Genomic DNA, 17,908 nt, shown 5'->3' with positions numbered 1-17,908 from the left:
TAGGATTGATATTGCCCTTTTACTACTTAAAACTTAAGCATGAAATTTTTACAGATACTGTTATTGGCATTAGTTTGCCTGTTTTTTCTCCCAAATACTTTGAATGCACAGACAGGTTCAGGTAAAATATCAGGTAGGGTTATAGATTCAAAGGGCAATCCTTTAGATGGGGCTAACGTTGCATTATCGTCAAAAAAAGATTCTTCTATAGCTAAACTGGAACTTACTGGGATAAATGGGAAGTATAATTTTGAAGGAATTAATTATGGCCACTATGAAATTTTTGTGAGTTATATGGGCGAAAGACAGCCATATAAAACTTTGATCTTGATTGATACGCAGCATATTGTAATCCAGTTGGAGGACCTTGTGCTGAATGAAAAAAAAATACAATTAAATGAAGTTAATATCGTTCAGAAAAAATCATTTGTGGAGCAAAAAATAGATAGAACTGTTGTAAATGTAGATGCGTTGATTAGTAATGCAGGAACCACTGCACTTGATGTATTAGAAAAGTCGCCAGGAGTAAGAGTAGATCAGAATGGGAGCATAAGCCTAAAAGGCAGAGCCGGTGTGGTTATATTTATTGATGATAAGCCAACCTATTTATCAGGTTCTGACCTGGAGGGGTACTTAAAATCTCTTCCTTCATCTGCGCTTGACCAGATCGAAATTATGACTAATCCTCCGGCTAAATATGATGCTACTGGTAACGCAGGGATAATAAATATAAAAACTAAGAAGCAAAAGATATCAGGATTCAATATTGGCGTTAATCTAAGTTTAGGTCAGCATAAATATACTTCAACAAATAATAGTCTTGATTTTAATTATAGAAACAATAAGTTTAATGTTTTTGGAAATGCAGGATATATGAATCGTAACGGATTTGCTGACCTGACTATTTTAAGAACGTATAAAAATGCAGATGGAAGTATCAACTCTAATTTTGACCAATTGTCGAACGTTCGTAAAACTGGTTATGGATTCAATTCTACATTAGGTGCAGATTACTATCAGTCTGAAAAAACCACCTGGGGAATAGTGCTTGGAGGACTCTTAAGGTATCCTGAAAGTAATATTCTTAATACGAGTAATTTTAGTAATGTAAACTATGTACCAGATTCCGTAACCATTGCCAAAAACAGAGAAAGTAGTGAATTTAAGAATGGAAGTGTAAATTTAAATTTCAGACATCAATTTAAGAAAAAGGGGCCTGATCTTGCCGTTGACCTGGATTACATTGCTTATAGAACTAACAATGACCAATCTTTTAACAATAAAAACTATTCTTCTGATGGAATACTTAAATCTGACGAACTCTTAAAGGGGCTATTATTCTCTGATATTAAAATTTATTCGGCAAAGGCAGATTACACTCATCCATTATCAGAAAGCTTGAAACTGGCGGGAGGGATTAAGGCTAGTTATACAAAGACAGATAATATTGCTGATTATTCTTCAATATTGAAGAATATTACCTATGTAGATTACGATAAGACTAATCGATTCAAGTATCAGGAAAATATCAATAGTGCTTATTTGAATTTGAATAAGGATTTTCGCAGCCTTAGTATTCAAATGGGATTGCGTTTGGAAAACACGGTGTCCAATGGCCATCAGCTTGGAAATATCATGAAACCTGATTCCTCTTTCAAACGTAGCTACACTAGTTTGTTTCCAACACTTTTTCTACTATACAAATTGGACAGTCTGGAAAATGGCCAATTACGGTTTAATTATGGAAGAAGGATAGACAGGCCTTATTATCAGGATTTAAATCCATTTATTTCGCCGCTTGACAAGTTTACCTACATGGTAGGAAATCCATATTTGCTGCCCTCATTCTCCAATAAAGTTGAACTAAGTTATATTTATAAAAAGAAAATAACAGCTACTGTCAGCTATAGCGATACAAAAGATCAATCGAGTGAGACTATTGAAATTGTTGATGGGATTTATTATAGTAGGCCTGGTAATATCAGCAGCACAAATGTTACGAGTATTTCTTTAGATGCAGGCTTTGATCCAACAAAATGGTTGGCTTTTCAGTTTTATAGTGAATTAGCATTTGTGCATTCGAAAAGTAATTTTTATACCGGACTTCTGGAGACAAAAGGAACCAATGGATATCTGCAGGGCCTGTTTTCTTTTAAGCTCCCTAGTGACTGGAACATACAGATTGATGGTCATTACCAAACAAAAATTACCTCGGCACAATTTGTTTATGGAAGTAAATGGGGATTAAATGCAGGCGTGTCTAAGAAAATTAGTCCTAGGGCATCGTTAAAATTAAGTATAAGTGATATTTTTTATACTAATATCAATAGTGGTGAAATTAACAATCTAAATTTAACAAACGCCAGCTATAGAAATTTGGGGGATTCCAGAAGGGGGCTGCTGACACTTAGTTTTCGTTTTGGTAAAGTTAATTCTAATCAATCTCGTTATGAGATTAAGGGAGCTGAAAACGAAATGAACCGTGTAAAACAATAATCAATAATAGTTATAGTACACAATACTCATCTTAATCAGGCCTGTTCCATTCATCAAAGTCAGGCCTACTCCATCCATCTGAATTAGTTTCTTTACTAGTCATGGCTGCCCGTGCTGTTGTAATGACTGGTTAGTCATGGTTGCAAGTTTCTGTCTGTGCAATTGGGCTATCTGTATCCGAGGATACCTGTTTAATTAATCCTGACTTATTATTATTCAATTTTAATTATATATTTATGTATAAACATCTTATTTCAAAATTTGTCAACCCATCAATATTAATAATTGGGGACCTCATGCTTGATAAGTATTTAAAAGGGGCAAGTACACGCTTAGCACCTGAGGCTCCTGTTCCTGTTGTAGATATACTATCTTGCTCAACAGCTCTCGGGGGGGGGGGCAATACAGCTATCAATCTCAAATGCCTTGGTGCTAATGTGACTTTTTGTAGTATTGCAGGGGCTGATGATGAGGGAGACAGAGCCATTGAAATACTTAGGCGACATAATATCAATCCCCATATTTTACAGGATAAATCACAGATTACCAATGTTAAGACGCGAGTAATGGCTGGTACTCAACTATTGGTCAGATTTGATAGCGGGACAGAGTTTAGTATTGGTGAAGATCTTGAGCAATCATTTATCAAATTGCTGCATGAACAATACTATTTGCATGATGCTATTGTCATTTCTGACTATAATAAGGGATTACTTACCCCACTTGTTATCTCTACTCTGAGGAAACTTAATCAGCAGGAAAAAAAGTTTATTGCCATTGATTCTAAACGTCTGGAGGCTTTCCAGACACTTTCTCCATCAATAGTAAAACCGAATTATCTTGAGCTAGTAGACCTGCTTAAGGTCAAAAAACAGTATACAAATAGGGTAGAGCAGATAAATGGTTTGGGAAAAGAAATATTCTTTAACACCAAATCTGCAATTACGGCTGTTACTCTGGATCAAGATGGAGCTGTCATCTTCTCTGAAGATGAAATGAAGTACAGGTGTTTTGCACACCATCCCTCCAATATTCAGGTTGCTGGCGCTGGAGATGCTTTTTTTAGTGCATTTACACTAGCTATATACATAGGAGCAGAAATTCCCGCTGCTGCTGAGATTTCTGCCGCCGCCGCCGCCGTGGCTATTAGTAAAGGAACTACAGCTTATTGCACTCATCAAGAATTAAATGCAGCCCTGTCAATTAATGAAAAATATTTGGCAGATCCTGATCAGCTTCAATATATTGTTGAGTTATACAAAGCGCAGGGGAAAAAGATAGTTTTCACCAACGGCTGTTTTGATCTGCTTCATAGCGGCCATGTTAATTTTCTTAATAGAGCACGAGAACTTGGACACATATTGATTGTAGGTATTAATACAGATGAAAGTATTCAAAGAATAAAAGGAGCTCAAAGACCTATCAATAAACTCCAGGATCGTATTGAAGTTCTATCAGGTCTTGGATCTGTCAGCCATATTATTTCTTATGGAGATGACAAAAATGATGAGGCTATACGATTGATTAATATGATATCACCGGATGTGTACACAAAAGGAGGGGATTATACCAGGGAAAACTTGTCAGAAACCTCGTTTGTGGAGAAGTTAGGAGGTGAGGTCATTGTTCTTCCATTTTCTCCTAATAGATCTACTACGCTAACCATACAGAAGATAAACGAAATTGATCGGTTGAAACTTGCCTGATACTCATTGTAAAGCATATTAAAGTGAATTATGAAAAAAAAAGAAATAATAGTAGTGACTGGCAGTGCCGGATTTATTGGTAGTTGCTTAGTTGGCTTTTTAAATAAAGAAGGTTTTGAGAATCTCCTGTTGGTCGATGATTTCAGTGCTGAGGCTAAACAGAATAACCTTAAGAATAAGAAATATCTGGAGAGAATTGATAGAGAGTTTTTTTTTGACTGGCTTGCCACTTTTAATGATAAAATCAGTTGTTTCATACATCTTGGGGCCAAAACAGATACAACTGAATTTGATTATCGGGTACATGAATATTTTAACGTTGAATATTCGGAAAGAGTCTGGAAATATTGCACGGATAAGAATATTCCATTGATATATGCTTCTTCAGCTGCCACTTATGGGGCGAATGAGCAGGAATTTAATGACGATCATACAAAAGTATTCGGACTAAAACCACTAAATCCCTATGGGATTTCTAAGAATGAGTTTGACAAGTGGGCTTTAAAGCAGGAAAAAACTCCTTCGAAATGGATTGGATTAAAGTTTTTTAATGTATATGGGCCCAATGAATATCATAAAGGAAAGATGGCGAGTATGGTTTACCATGCTTTTAATCAAATCAATCATAGTGGAACAGTACAATTGTTTAAATCTTGTCATCCTGGTTTTAGCGATGGGCAACAGGTAAGGGATTTTATTTATGTAAAAGATATATTGAAAGTTATTTACTGGCTAATGATAAACGATTCGGCCGGTAATGGACTATATAATTTAGGTACTGGCAATGCCAGAAGTTTTAAAGATCTAACTGAGTCAACATTCGAGAGCATAGCACGTCATCCGAATATAAAATATATTGAAATGCCAGTGAATATGCAGGATAAGTATCAATATTATACTAAAGCTGATATGAGAAAATTGGGGGCTGCTGGTTATAAAGATAGATTTTATACTGTAGAAGAAGGAGTTAAGGATTATGTTGAGAATTATTTGATACCTGGAGAGTATTATTAACATAATCACTTGGTGATTATGTATCTGTCAGTTATGGTAAACTTTTCAGTGGGTAGAATCAATAAAACATATGCGAGTACTCCTTATCCTGAACTCACTTTTATTAGTAATAGTCTATTTTCAAATCTTAGAAAACAAATGGAATGAATTTTATTAACTTAATCAATAATTCAATTTTAGATCATGTAAAGGCATTAGATTGCCTGAAAGCTAATTCGATCTCTGATATTAACACAGCTGGGCTAAAGATTAGTAACGCTTTTAAACAAGGTAAGAAATTACTTTTAATTGGGAATGGAGGCAGTGCGGCGGATGCCCAGCATATCGCTGCAGAATTTACTGGAAGATTTTGTAAAGAGAGAATAGCACTTCCAGCAATAGCACTGACAACAGATACCTCAGCATTGACTGCAATTGGTAATGATTATGGGTTTGAACAGATATTTGCAAGGCAGATAGAGGCATTGGGTAGCGATGGTGATGTTTTAATTGCATTTTCCACAAGTGGAAATAGTCCTAATATTTTAAAAGCTGTGGAAATTGCAAAGCATAAAGGATTGATCATAATTGGAATGTCTGGAAATGAGGAGGGGAAGCTTAATATTTTATGTGATATAAATATAAATATCAATCATAAAAATACAGCAAGAATACAGGAAATGCACATTCTGATTGGACATATCTTATGTGAGTCTGTTGAATCTCTATTTTAGAATGACAGACTCATTATAAATTCAAGTCTTACTTGCAAGAATTTATGAATAAATAGTTTTTCGTACGAATTGTTTCCTATCTTTAGAATATGAAAAGTGAACATGAAAGCTTAAATCGGAAAAACGAACTTACCAAAGGAGAGATCGAAATACTTCAGGTATTTTGGAAATCAGGTCCTTCTACTGTCAGACAAATTAATAGTTGTATCAATGAAGTGCGTGAGGTTAATTATACCTCTACTTTAAAATTGATGCAAATCATGGCAGATAAGGGAATACTGAGGAGAGATGAAAGTCAGATGAAGCATATTTATCATGTAGTAGAAGAAGAGCAAAAGACTAAAGGTCACTTATTGGATAATTTTTTAAAAACTATTTATCAGGGATCAGCAAGTAAACTGATTATGCAATTACTTGGAGGCGATAAAACGTCAAATGAAGAATTACAATCTATAAAAAACATCTTAAGTAACCTGGAAAAGAATAAAGGTGAAAATTTAAAATGGTAGTGTCTTGAATTTTGTGTAAACCTAAAAAGTAGGTCGGGTCAACCGTATTGTATTTGAAGGATTAGAAAGATAGACTTCTTTCTTTCTAAAGAAATTCAGAACTTTAAGTACAGTGATATGGAAGAGAACAAGTTAGGTTTGCCAAAGGACTTTTTCAAGCAGTTTAAGTCCAAGGAACAATTCCAGGAATTCTTTCAGGAAATGTTCAAACAAGGAGTCAATGAGATGCTTCAAGGTGAGCTCGATGAGCACTTGGGCTATGAAAAGCATTCTCCTGAGGGCCGCGGCAGCGGTAATTCCCGTAATGGTTTTAGCAGTAAGAAGGTCAAGAGCGAAACTCTTTGGGATGTAGTGCTTTCAATCCCCGCGACCGTAATTCAAGCTTTGAACCGAAGCTGATCCCTAAGCACCAACGCATGAGCGAGCAGATTGAACAAAGCATTATCGGTATGTATTCCGGTGGGATGAGTACCCGTGATATTGAAGACCAGATTCGCGAAATGTATGGGGTCGAGATTTCTGAAAGTGCGGGTTCTACTGTTACAGGAAAAGTTCTGGAGATGATCAAAGAATGGTAAACCCGTCCATTGGAACCTGTTTATTTTACCTGTTGGATGGACGGCATTCAGTTCAAGATTCGCCATAACGGAAAGGTGGTTAACAAGTGTATTTATCTGGTCATTGGCCTTAGAAACGATGGTCTGAAAGAGATCCTGGGCATGTGGATTAACGAAGCCGAAAGTGCATCTTTCTGGCTAAGTGTGCTGACAGACCTACGTGCAAGGGGTGTAGACGACATCATGATCGCCTGCACAGATAACCTCACCGGCTTCACCAAGGCCATTGCCGAAGTGTTTCCAGATGCGATCACTCAGCTTTGTGTCGTACATCAAATACGGGATAGTTGTAAATATGTAGTCTGGAAAGAACGTAAGGAGTTTTCGGCTGATTTATGGAGCAGTGAATAAAGAAGCCGCCAGAGCAGCCCTAAATACCTTTACAGCCAAATGGAAAAGTAAATATGGCTATGCCATATTAAGCTGGGGGAAGAATTGGGATGAGCTAACCAGCTATTTTGACTTTCCGCTGGAGATCCGTAAAATCATTTATACCACCAATGTAATTGAAAGCCTGAACAGCGGTATAAGGAAATTCACCAAATCCAAAAGCTTGTTTCCTGACGATCAGGCTGCACTCAAGGCAGTTTATTTATCGGTTATGAATATTCAGAAAAAATGGACGATGCCTGTCAGAGATTGGGGTAAAATTATTAATCAGTTTAGTATTATTTTTGAAAATAGATGTCTCCTTTAAATTAAATATCACTGATAATTTACATAAAATTATTCATAGTATATTTAAAATAATTCACATATAAGATATTTCTACTGTGAATTGATATCCTTTTTTATTTCAATCTCAATATTTATTTGTTCAACAATCAGATGCGTCTGTATTTTGAGTTGAACTAGATCGCCTATGCGGTTCAAATTATAGTTTTTAGAACTATTCCCTACATAATTATAATAAAGTATAAAAATTTCTGACAAATCAGTTTGACAGGAATCATTATGTAAATCATTCAAAAATTTAATTATAGAAATATGGTAAGTAAATTATGCGACCAGATATTTGATACTGTTATAAATCAGTATCATATCTTAGATACTATTGAACAGCCAATGTATACCACGAATGAGGTAGGCTCTTTATCATACCTGTTATACAAGAAATGCTGGATAGATACTGTGCAATGGCATATGGAAGATATTATTCGTAACCCTGCTATCGATTTAAAGGATGGAATGGATCTGAAGAGAAGAATTGACAAGTCGAATCAGGAACGTACAGATACAGTTGAAATGATAGATGATCATTTCTTTTATAAATACAATGATGTAGACCTGAAGTTTAATGCAAAAATGAATTCTGAAAGTCCAGCATGGCTTATTGATAGAGTATCTATTCTTACATTGAAAATTTATCATATGAATGAAGAAACTCTTAGAACCAATATCTCAATTAAACATCTTGATAGCTGTAGAGATAAACTGGTGATATTGAAAGAACAGCATTCAGATTTGATGATTTGTTTAGATGATTTGATCGGTGAGATACAAACGGGGGTAAAACGAATGAAGGTATACAGACAAATGAAAATGTATAATGACGAAAATTTAAATCCGGTATTGTACATGAATAACAGAAAGAAAGTAAATAACTTAGAGTAATGCCCATTTGGGTCCACAAGTCTCCTGATATCCTGAGGCTTTTTTATTTCTTGAAAGTGCTCAGATATGATGCTGAAAAATACATTCTGCGGATCTTATTTTACAAGAGGTATAAAACCATAGCTAATAATGTAATACCAAAAGCCACAATTGCTTGTTAGCTAGTGTTACTTATATGTTACGTGACTATTTTGCAGATTATAAAAAATGCCTAAATTGGAGCTTTGCTGAACAGAAATGGTGATTTGCACCCTGATATACTAAAAGAGTCTATAAGACTCATAATCTTTTGGTCGATGGTTCGAGCCCATCATGGCCCACTAATTAAAAAAGCCGTTTCTTGATAAAAGGAGCGGCTTTTTCTTGCCCTATAAGTTGCTGTAAATCATGCAGATAACTGGGATCAAGTCATAAACTTGTGGAGCAGTCTCTTTTTTAAGCATAAATTTTTGATACGCTCAATAGAAAGTCTTTGCTGTCACGGATGCTCTTATGCCTCTGGAATTTGCGCTGAAAGCTTTCCATTTGCATGGGAATGACTCAGCCGAAACAAGGCCGGGCTGTTCGTAAATAAATTCAAAATAGCTAACTAATAAAGCTATATCGGCCGGATACTGCCCGGATACTGCCCGGATACTGTCCGAGTACTGGTCGGGTACTCGTTAGGGTAAGAGCAGTGCTAAAGTAACGCGAGAGCATGGCAAGTCCAAGTCAAAACAACTAGTTGAAATGACTTAGACCTGCCATGCTTACAGCCCGTTTACAACCTGGTGTCACCCCGACCACCACTCAGGCACAACCAAACCATAACTAGTTGAAGATTAATGAAATTATAATTTTCCATTGGACTAACGCACGGACAACTGCGGACAATTGCAGACCGCTGCGGACAATTACGGACATTTTTTACGCATCAGGATAATCTTTAACGCTAATGGCTTACATTGGTGGAAAGGCATTTATTTATTATGGGAAGTTTAACAGGTAAATTTTCAAAGGGAATCCTGGGCGATTTCATTTTTAAAGCGGCAGTTTGGCGTACAAGTTGTTTCAAAAGTTCTGTACCGGGCAAAAGGAAACAAACAATGGAAACCGAAAGGCCTCAGAGAACTTTCGTAAAAGTAGCAAGCCTGGAAAAATCAGGATCTTTCCTCGTGGGCCATCCTATACTCAGCAGTAATACCAAGTTCAATAACTTTTATCCGTTCAATGACAGAAACCATTTCACCCCGTCCGATATTGTTCATAACGGGAGATAAGGCCCACTCAAGGGAATTCAGCGAGGACGCATATAAACGTGCAGGGCAACCAAAAGAACTGGTTATTGTTCCAAATGCCGGGCATGTTGATCTTTACGATAAGGCCGGCCTGATCCCATTTGACAAGCTGGAGGCTTTTTTTTACCAAACACCTGAAAGGGAAATAGTCAGACCCAATATCAAAACTTATGAAAGTATTAACAATAATCGCAATTGCTACATTGATGCTGTTCAGTATCACTGGGAGCGGCCAGAATATTAAAAAGGCGGATCAGAACAAGCCAAATTTTATTTTTTCCGAAAGGCACACTTGGATCAGCTGAAAATTTCACAGGGAAGGTCTGGAATGTAGGCCTGGTAGAAAATGATTCGGTTTACAACACTGTTGTCGGTAACGTATATTTCGAGCCCGGAGCAAGAAGCAACTGGCACAAACATCCTGCGGGCCAGATCCTGATCATCACCGATGGTGCGGGATACCACCAGATCAAATGTCAACCAAAGCAGATCCTTAAAAAGGGGGATATTGTAAAATGTCCGGCCAATGTAGAACACTGGCATGGGGCAAGTCCAGATACAGGAATGCTGCAGATTTACATCCTTCCCAATACAGAAAAGGGAATTGTAACCTGGTTGCAGAAAGTCACAGATGAAGAATACGGTAAAAAATAATCCCATAAACAAATACAATGAGATACCCGTATGTTTTGGAACGATTATTATGCAGATAACTTTGCATGGCCATGCCTTGCATCAACTTGTCAATTATCAACATGAAAAAAAGAAATCTATTCCATTATTATTTCGCGGTTTTAGTGCTGCCCGTTCTTTTTGCAGCCTGCAGTAAAAAACAGGATGATAAGCCTGTCCCTCAGCCGGATAAGGATGTGTATGCTGCAGGACGCGATGGATATGTAGCAACCTACTGGAAAAATGGTGCTGCTGTTACCCTTGGTAAAGGAACCGGGGGTTCTGATGCCAAAGGCATAGCAATGCTTGGAAATGATATTTATGTAGCCGGTTACGAAATAAACGGTAATGGTAAGTACATAGCAAAATACTGGAAAAACGGGGTGGCCACTGATCTTACAGACGGTACTTCCGATGCCATGGCCAATGACATCATCATACAGGGAAATGATATTTACATAGCCGGACAGCAATCCATGGGCGGAACCGCAAAGTGGACAGCAAGGTATTGGAAGAACGGCACCGCTATTTCATTGACTGATGGATCTGTTAACGCTATAGCAAGCAGTATGGCCATTGCAGGAAATGACATTTATGTCATCGGTGAGCGAAGCCCGGATGGAATTACCCCTTTAACATGCTACTGGAAGAATGGAATACTTACTGATTTAAGTGATCAAAGCACCTATGCCGCGGACCAGGCAATCACTACTGCCGGAAATGAAATTTATATGGCATGGTCCGCATCGTATAACAGCAGTGGCAATCTTCAAACCAGTTATTCAAAGAATTCTGGGAATCCACAGGTGATTTCAGATGGTACCCAGAATTCGCGGGGGAGTGCTATTGCCATTTCAGGAACGGATGTCTATATCGCAGGATCGGGACCTGCTGCCGGCGGCAAGGAAATTGCAGCGAAATACTGGAAAAACGGGAATGCCGTCACCCTTACCAGTGTCTCTGAAAGTGCTGAAGCACTAAGTATTGCTATATTGGACAATGACATTTATGTTGCGGGATATATGGCTTCACCGAACAGCAGTTCAAAGGCGACGTATTGGAAAAACGGGACAGCGGTATCGCTTACCAATGGAATGAAAGATGCACTGATCAGAAAGATTATGGTGGTAAAAAAATAGGCTTATTACCGGTTATTTCCATTACTGACAACACAGCAAGTGCACAACCTCCTGCCACCACTAACTTTATAACAGCGTAAAAAGTTATTACCCCGCCCGTTATGGCAGGCTGACTGCTTAAGATTAATTAATTATGAAATACATTTTGCTCATTGCTTTAACCTTCCTTTTTGCAACGCAGACCCGGTCCCATGCGAAGACTTTGCACACAGGCTCGCATGTCTTTACTATTCAGTGGATCAGCTTCAATAAGGCCAGCCCGGGAAGTGTTAGCATCAAATCACTCGGTGAAGACGAATACAGCATTGAAGGTGGGCAAACAGACCCGGCTACCAAGGAATATGTAACTATCAAAGGTACATTTCTCGACAAAGGATATACGCTGAAGTTTAACGGTAGGATCCTATCTAAAATTAATACGATTAATGGCGGACGGCCTTGTGAACGAACCGGTCTTTCTATCTTCAAGGCAACCGGCACCAGAAAATACTGGCGGCTACAGCAGATGCTTAACTGTGATGGCGAAACTACAGATTACATTGATATCTTCTTCTAAATTATGCAAAACCCTCAAAATGTAAATACGGCCCATATGAAGGTTAATGGGGCTAAAGGGAACATGAATTTTACACCCTTACTTTCCCCGGCGGGACAGCAAATTTCTTCCTGAATGCATTGCTGAAATGCTGAACGGAAGAATAACCCAATTGAAAAGCTACAGCCTTTATAGGTATGCCCTCTAGCAGCAGCTGCTTAGCGTAGTTGAGTTTGTGGTCACTTAAGTAACCAAATATGCTTTTGTCAAACAAGCCCTTAAATCCTTTTTTTAACTTAAATTCATTAATGCCGGATACTTTTGCCAGTTGTGCAATAGAGGGTGGTTGCTGGATGTTCTGAATCAGGTAATCTCTGGCATGATAAATACAATCTTTATCGTATGCAGATTGTGGGGGCGAATTTTCATTTTTTAAAACATCACTTTCAAAAGCCTCGGCCTGAAGCACAAGCAATTCTGTACATTTTGATTCGATAAATAAGAGTCGTAGTCCTTCTGTATAAGTACAATTGAGGATTTCCTGCATACAATTTTGCATAGCCCAGGAGATCGGCAGGTTCTGTTCGGCCATTTGTGAATAACGTCCGGCATCCAGATGGTCAGCTAAAACCTGCAGCGCCCTGGTAGAATTTTCTGCGAGTTGTAGAAATTTGTCCTTCGCAAAATGGACCTCAAAGAAGCGGTAATTACTGTGCGTATCATATTCACCTGTACCATCCAGTTGTGGCATGTAAATGATGTTTTGCTGATTGGAACTAAAGATATAGTGCTGCTTGTTTACTGCATTATATATGGTTCCATTACCAGATAAGGTGAAGCGCAATTTAACCATATCCGGCAGATCGTTAGTCGGCCTGAAATAGATTTGACGCTGTTTGAATGAAATGTCGCCGTATACGATATAAAAATCCGGAGTTTTGAGTTGCCAGAGTTCAGCATCACTAAAAGAAAAATGGTATCTGTCTCTGCTTTCTTTAACAAATTGCCCCTGATTAGAAAAAGGCTCAAAATTCCCACCTACCTTTTTCAAGGCCCCGTAATCCTTACCAACATTAATTGCCATAGAGGCAATAATGATAAAAAAAATGGATGTTTTCTATAAAGATTTTCAAAAATTACATTTTCTTGTAAAAGAAAATCCGTTTTGTGTAAATCTCCGGAGTAGCTATTTCTCACTTTTGCGGATTAAATAAGCTCAAGGGAAATTGAGACCATTGATAGAATTTATCTGGAAAGAGATTTTAGAAAGCAAAACATGGAAGAGCAGATATATTTTAAAGAAACAAGTAAGCAGGCACGTCGTCCTGATGACAGACCAGGCAAAAAAGTAGAGCGTGAAGTTTCACCTTTTTGCCGTACCATGATTTCCAAAACTGTGGATCAGCTGAAATTGGCCGACCATTCTTTGGTGTTAGAGATTGGCTTTAAAAGCAGGGAATACCTTCCGTTTCTTTTTCAAAAAGTGATAGGGATTGGTTATTATGGGAACAATATTTCTGAGACAGTGGTACTCGGGGCCATGTCGGCCCCCGCATTAAAAATAAATGAAGGTACTGCCCAATTTAGTCTGGCAAAAGAAGACGGTACATTAGCTATAGGAAACAATTTCTTTGATGGTTGCTTTACGGTAAATACCATTTATTTCTGGAAAGACCCTGTAGCCCATTTAAAGGAAATATATCGTGTGTTACGACCTGGAGGAAAACTTAGCCTGGCCTTTATGGAAAAAAATATCGGAATAGAGCTGCCCTGGACACGCTCTGATTTTACTTTTTACGATACTAATGAAGTGAAAACGTTTTTCAGCAAAGCAGGTTTCGTAGCTGTTGAAGTGAAACAAATGACCGAAGAGATCACTGGTCAGAATGTCAAAGGGATCGTTAGGCCTTTTGTAAATGTAGTTGGAAGGAAGTAAGAGAAAAGGTAAAAATGCAGTGAGGGCTGTTTTATATAAAATGCTTGGAAGCTTATTTAAGAATTAAAATGAATTGTCCTCGAGCGCTGCATCAATCGCTTATGTAGCGATTGACGCCAGGTGCGCTCAGAGACATCATTTTAATTTTTTGCTGGCTTCTCATCAGTTCCGGCAGTCAGCATATATTCCCAAACATTCACATACTGTGGATCGAGGACAGATGAGTGGGCTCCCTGTGTCCCATCAGGGGTGGGAGTGTCGGTTATTAATATGTGTTGATGACCACGTACAGGTTTTCCAGGCCAGACGTGAAGCGTATCAGCCTTATCCATTCGCATTAATTTCATGTCATTCGCAATCTGTTTGTTAACGTTAAACGGATCTTGTTGGTTCAGGAAAGAAAAATAGCGGGATGGCGTCGTTTTACCTTTAGCAGAAAGCCATCCTGCTGGCTTGTTAAATTTGGCCAGGTAATCTTGTGGGCCAGCAAAAAGCAAGACTCTGTCAGCCGGTACAAGCTTGCCTAAAAAGCCCGCATTTCCGGAACCCTGTGAATGGCCGGCCAAAATAATACGCCCCCAGGCAGGGTCTCCACCTTCCAGATATTCACTCCATTTACCGTCCGCGTCATTCGCCGCCAGGTATTGTAATAATTTCTTAAAGCGATGCATGATGCTGTTCAATGAATCAACATCCGTATTCACGCTGACAGGATGTCCTGTTACAATTTCCTCACGGAAATGATCAAAAGAGGTACTGTCTGAGCTGTTCTTACAAATAATGCTATTGATATTGTTGGGATAGTCAAGTGTGATCACATGATAACCCATTTCCGCAAAACAACTATCCATTTTAATAGCCCCGTAAGCTGTTGATCCTGTACCGGTGATCATCAATACCAACTTATGTTTATCAGGTTTTAATGGATTATATAAAGCGATATGCGTTCCGTGTATCATTTTGATCCCATCGCCTGTGGCCATAGGATCAACAGGTATAACCTTTACTTTTTGAGCGACTGGCTGATAAAGCCAGCTTGCCAGTTTATAATTGTATGAAAAATAGGATAAAGAAGGTGCTTTACGGGCATTGTAAACAAATAGAGGAACTTGAGCCTCATATAGTGAACCGTGGCTTCTGTAACTTGCGGGCAGGTCATCTGATTCACTATTTTCCAGGTGACCGAAAACGGTGCTACTATCAGCCAACACCATAAGATCCCCAATGCGTTCCGGCATAAGGTGGAATCTTTTCACAGCTTCCGATCTGGAAATGACTTCTTCTACGCCTTTGAATCCTAATAGTGCTTGTTTGACCTTAGAAGAATCTTTTTGATCATTCAGGTATATATATTCTGATCCGCCGAGGCCCAGGTGGTGTTTGAAATACCTGTCTTTTTCCGGAGATATGGCTGCTTTGATCGAAATACCACAGGTGGCCAGGGCTTTTTCCAGATCCCAACAGAAGTTTTTATGTTTTACGTTGTGATCTGCGGTGATCAGAATAGCAGCATCAGGAGCAGCTTTAATAAGTTTTGCCAAATATTCGTCTATTTTGTGCAGATGCTGCTTAGATTCTGCACTTTCAGGTGCCCACATGTGCATCGGGTAATCTGTTGTGTGTATGAATGTCAGGCCCAATTCCGGACTATGTTTGAGGCTGTAGAGTGCAGCATCCATCATCCAATAATTGATTTCACTGCTGTAAATAGCCGGTGGCGTCCCAAGCCGTTTTATCCATTCTGGCGTTACTGTTTCTCTGGAAATCGCTTCATCTGCTCCCTTGTTCAGTAAGGTAACTGTCTTGGTCTTACAGGAAAACAGGATGGATTTGACACCAGCGTTTTTCGCTCTTTCAAATATTGTAGGTGTAAGTACCAGTTTTGATTCCTCCATGTATTCTTCGACCCCGGAAGCCGGGTTTAAGAATACGTTTCCGGTTATCCCGTTCTGATCCGGAGTTTCCCCCGTTATAATCGCTGCATTATTTACATTGGTGATAGATGGCATAAGTGATGGGACGACTTTAAAAAGTCCCTCTTTTTCCATCTTATTCAGCGTGGCCATGTCGCTGTTACGGTAGTAATCTTCACCGAAGCCATCCATCATGATAATAATGATTTTTTGGGGAGATTTTGTTGATTGCGCATAGGTTAGCTGAAAATAGCAGAACGAAATTAAAAAGGTTAGCAAGCAATGGGTAAATGTCTTTTTCATTTTTTATATGTTAGTTATTTTAAATTGCGATGTAGCCAAAGGGACCATCGTGATGTCACAAATGTCAGCACCTATTATGGAGTGTGCGACCACCTGAATCAGGCAAATCACATAAAGTAAACCTGGAACAGTATTTACTTATAAAAATTTGATATTAAGATTGTTAAAGTGTTTGTGCGTTGGATTTTTTAAGCTTTGAAATTTACTGATAATGTATACTGAATCTTAGCTTAACATAGTATCATTAGTTTTGCTGATAATCATAGCTTATAATGAAATATATTATTGCCGCAGGATTACTACAGATTATCATTTCTTTGTTATTGCTTTGTCTTAACAACAGGAAGGAGAAGTCAGATTACCTGCTGGCCGCATTTCTCGGTGCAATTGGTTGGCATTTATTAACTAAGTTCTTCATATTCACCAGTGTTGAAAACCCATCGGTGATATTCAGGATGCATACTTTTGTGCAACTATCGTATGGACCGTTACTTTATATGTATGCCAAGAAGAAGTGCAACGAGCTATTTATCCCTGCAAGGTTATGGTTCTTATTCATTCCTTTAATTATGAGTGTAACGTTATATGGCTGTGTTGTAGCTGCATTTATAACCTACCCTGAAAAGGCAGATTTATTACTCCAGCTTTATAATTCACTGGTTTTTTTACCTATTGTAGGTGCGCACATTATTTTCGGTGCATTGACTTTGAAGAAGATTAAACAAACAAAAATAATCGAACAGCAATTGCTCAGAAATCTTAGCTTCTTAGTGATATTGGTAGGATTTGCTGATATACTGCTAATCATTGTCAGTACATCTTTCCCAGGATATACCCTTCTCGTGAGGAGCGTTTTGTATACCTTGCTAGGGTTGGTACCGGTGTTGGTCATCCGTTACAAATACGTTGCTATGCCTTCTGAATGGCAACCGGACATGAAGATGCTGGCTTTTGAAGGCAGCGACTACGCCATCAACACCAAATTTGAAACTCAAGGTACTATGCTAATGCCGGAACTGAAGAATACCGGTATTCATAGGAAACTATTACTAAATAATGTTCAGCATCAGGAGATTTACAGGATTATAGAATCGTTTGTAAAGGATAAAAAGTTATATGCAGATGAAGACCTTAGTCTGGAAAAACTGTCTGCACTCTCGGGCTTTAGCAGGCACTACATATCTGAAACGTTGAACGTATTTGCAAAAAAGTCTTTTTACCAATATATTAACGGGTACCGCGTTGAAGAAGTGATTAGGTTATTAGGAGAAGAAAATCATGAAAATACAAGCCTGCTTACGGTGGCTTATCGTTCTGGTTTTAAAAATAAAGCTTCATTCAATCAGCACTTCAAGAAAGTAACTGGATCAACGCCTTCCAATTATTTGAAGATCAAAAAGTGAAGTTTCCTTAAAAGCATTCAGGATGATCGCCAACTTCTACTTTCAGACCGGATATTTTTTA

At 38.3% G+C, this 17,908-nt stretch carries 14 protein-coding genes and 1 pseudogene; 13 read left to right on the top strand and 2 right to left on the bottom strand.

The annotated features are described in order from the left end of the window. Window positions 1-39 precede the first annotated feature (39 nt). The 11 genes and pseudogenes from AY601_RS13975 to AY601_RS13915 all read left to right on the top strand — a co-directional run bounded on the left by AY601_RS13975 (window position 40) and on the right by AY601_RS13915 (window position 12,313). On the top strand, window positions 40-2,496 hold the full coding sequence (locus tag AY601_RS13975) for an outer membrane beta-barrel protein (RefSeq protein WP_068402134.1): 2,457 nt from the start codon (window positions 40-42) through the stop codon (window positions 2,494-2,496). 236 nt (window positions 2,497-2,732) lie between these two features. Then, entirely contained in the window at window positions 2,733-4,202 is a 1,470-nt protein-coding gene (locus AY601_RS13970) for a PfkB family carbohydrate kinase (protein WP_068402132.1), read from the top strand. 30 nt (window positions 4,203-4,232) lie between these two features. After that, entirely contained in the window at window positions 4,233-5,216 is a 984-nt protein-coding gene (rfaD, locus tag AY601_RS13965; protein ID WP_232324599.1) for an ADP-glyceromanno-heptose 6-epimerase, read from the top strand. A 143-nt stretch (window positions 5,217-5,359) separates the two neighbouring features. Next, window positions 5,360-5,929, top strand: a complete 570-nt coding sequence (gene gmhA / locus AY601_RS13960) for a D-sedoheptulose 7-phosphate isomerase (protein ID WP_068402130.1) — start codon at window positions 5,360-5,362, stop codon at window positions 5,927-5,929. A gap of 89 nt (window positions 5,930-6,018) precedes the next feature. Then, window positions 6,019-6,438: a BlaI/MecI/CopY family transcriptional regulator gene (locus tag AY601_RS13955; protein ID WP_068402128.1), complete on the top strand. Its 420-nt coding sequence runs from the start codon at window positions 6,019-6,021 to the stop codon at window positions 6,436-6,438. A gap of 117 nt (window positions 6,439-6,555) precedes the next feature. Continuing rightward, window positions 6,556-7,752, top strand: a pseudogene (locus AY601_RS26370) (IS256 family transposase). A 290-nt stretch (window positions 7,753-8,042) separates the two neighbouring features. Further along, window positions 8,043-8,669, top strand: a complete 627-nt coding sequence (locus AY601_RS13940; RefSeq protein WP_068402125.1) for a DUF4254 domain-containing protein — start codon at window positions 8,043-8,045, stop codon at window positions 8,667-8,669. A gap of 1,209 nt (window positions 8,670-9,878) precedes the next feature. Next, window positions 9,879-10,190: an alpha/beta hydrolase gene (locus tag AY601_RS25940; RefSeq protein ID WP_198163526.1), complete on the top strand. Its 312-nt coding sequence runs from the start codon at window positions 9,879-9,881 to the stop codon at window positions 10,188-10,190. Continuing rightward, window positions 10,169-10,600, top strand: coding sequence for a cupin domain-containing protein (locus AY601_RS25365; protein ID WP_198163707.1), 432 nt, complete (start codon window positions 10,169-10,171; stop codon window positions 10,598-10,600). Before AY601_RS25940 ends, AY601_RS25365 begins: the two co-directional genes overlap by 22 nt. 101 nt (window positions 10,601-10,701) lie before the next feature. Continuing rightward, window positions 10,702-11,757 (top strand): hypothetical protein, encoded by a 1,056-nt coding sequence (locus tag AY601_RS13920; RefSeq protein ID WP_068402116.1) that lies wholly within the window; start codon window positions 10,702-10,704, stop codon window positions 11,755-11,757. A 133-nt stretch (window positions 11,758-11,890) separates the two neighbouring features. Then, window positions 11,891-12,313: a hypothetical protein gene (locus AY601_RS13915; RefSeq protein ID WP_068402114.1), complete on the top strand. Its 423-nt coding sequence runs from the start codon at window positions 11,891-11,893 to the stop codon at window positions 12,311-12,313. A gap of 70 nt (window positions 12,314-12,383) precedes the next feature. On the opposite strand, the gene AY601_RS13910 is transcribed toward AY601_RS13915, so the two are convergent. Further along, window positions 12,384-13,376: a helix-turn-helix transcriptional regulator gene (locus AY601_RS13910; protein ID WP_068402112.1), complete on the bottom strand. Its 993-nt coding sequence runs from the start codon at window positions 13,374-13,376 to the stop codon at window positions 12,384-12,386. A gap of 192 nt (window positions 13,377-13,568) precedes the next feature. On the opposite strand from AY601_RS13910, the gene AY601_RS13905 reads away from it, so the two are divergent. Next, window positions 13,569-14,228 (top strand): class I SAM-dependent methyltransferase, encoded by a 660-nt coding sequence (locus tag AY601_RS13905; RefSeq protein WP_068402110.1) that lies wholly within the window; start codon window positions 13,569-13,571, stop codon window positions 14,226-14,228. 140 nt (window positions 14,229-14,368) lie between these two features. On the opposite strand, the gene AY601_RS13900 is transcribed toward AY601_RS13905, so the two are convergent. After that, window positions 14,369-16,444, bottom strand: a complete 2,076-nt coding sequence (locus AY601_RS13900; protein ID WP_084359268.1) for an alkaline phosphatase family protein — start codon at window positions 16,442-16,444, stop codon at window positions 14,369-14,371. Between the two features lie 272 nt (window positions 16,445-16,716). On the opposite strand from AY601_RS13900, the gene AY601_RS13895 reads away from it, so the two are divergent. After that, complete coding sequence (locus AY601_RS13895; RefSeq protein WP_068402106.1) at window positions 16,717-17,847, top strand: helix-turn-helix domain-containing protein; 1,131 nt, start codon at window positions 16,717-16,719, stop codon at window positions 17,845-17,847. Window positions 17,848-17,908: the final 61 nt, after the last annotated feature.

Source organism: Pedobacter cryoconitis, from assembly GCF_001590605.1.
GTDB lineage: Bacteria > Bacteroidota > Bacteroidia > Sphingobacteriales > Sphingobacteriaceae > Pedobacter > Pedobacter cryoconitis_A.
The sequence above is the reverse complement of the archived record's forward strand: the minus strand, read 5'-3'. Positions and strand labels throughout refer to the sequence as shown.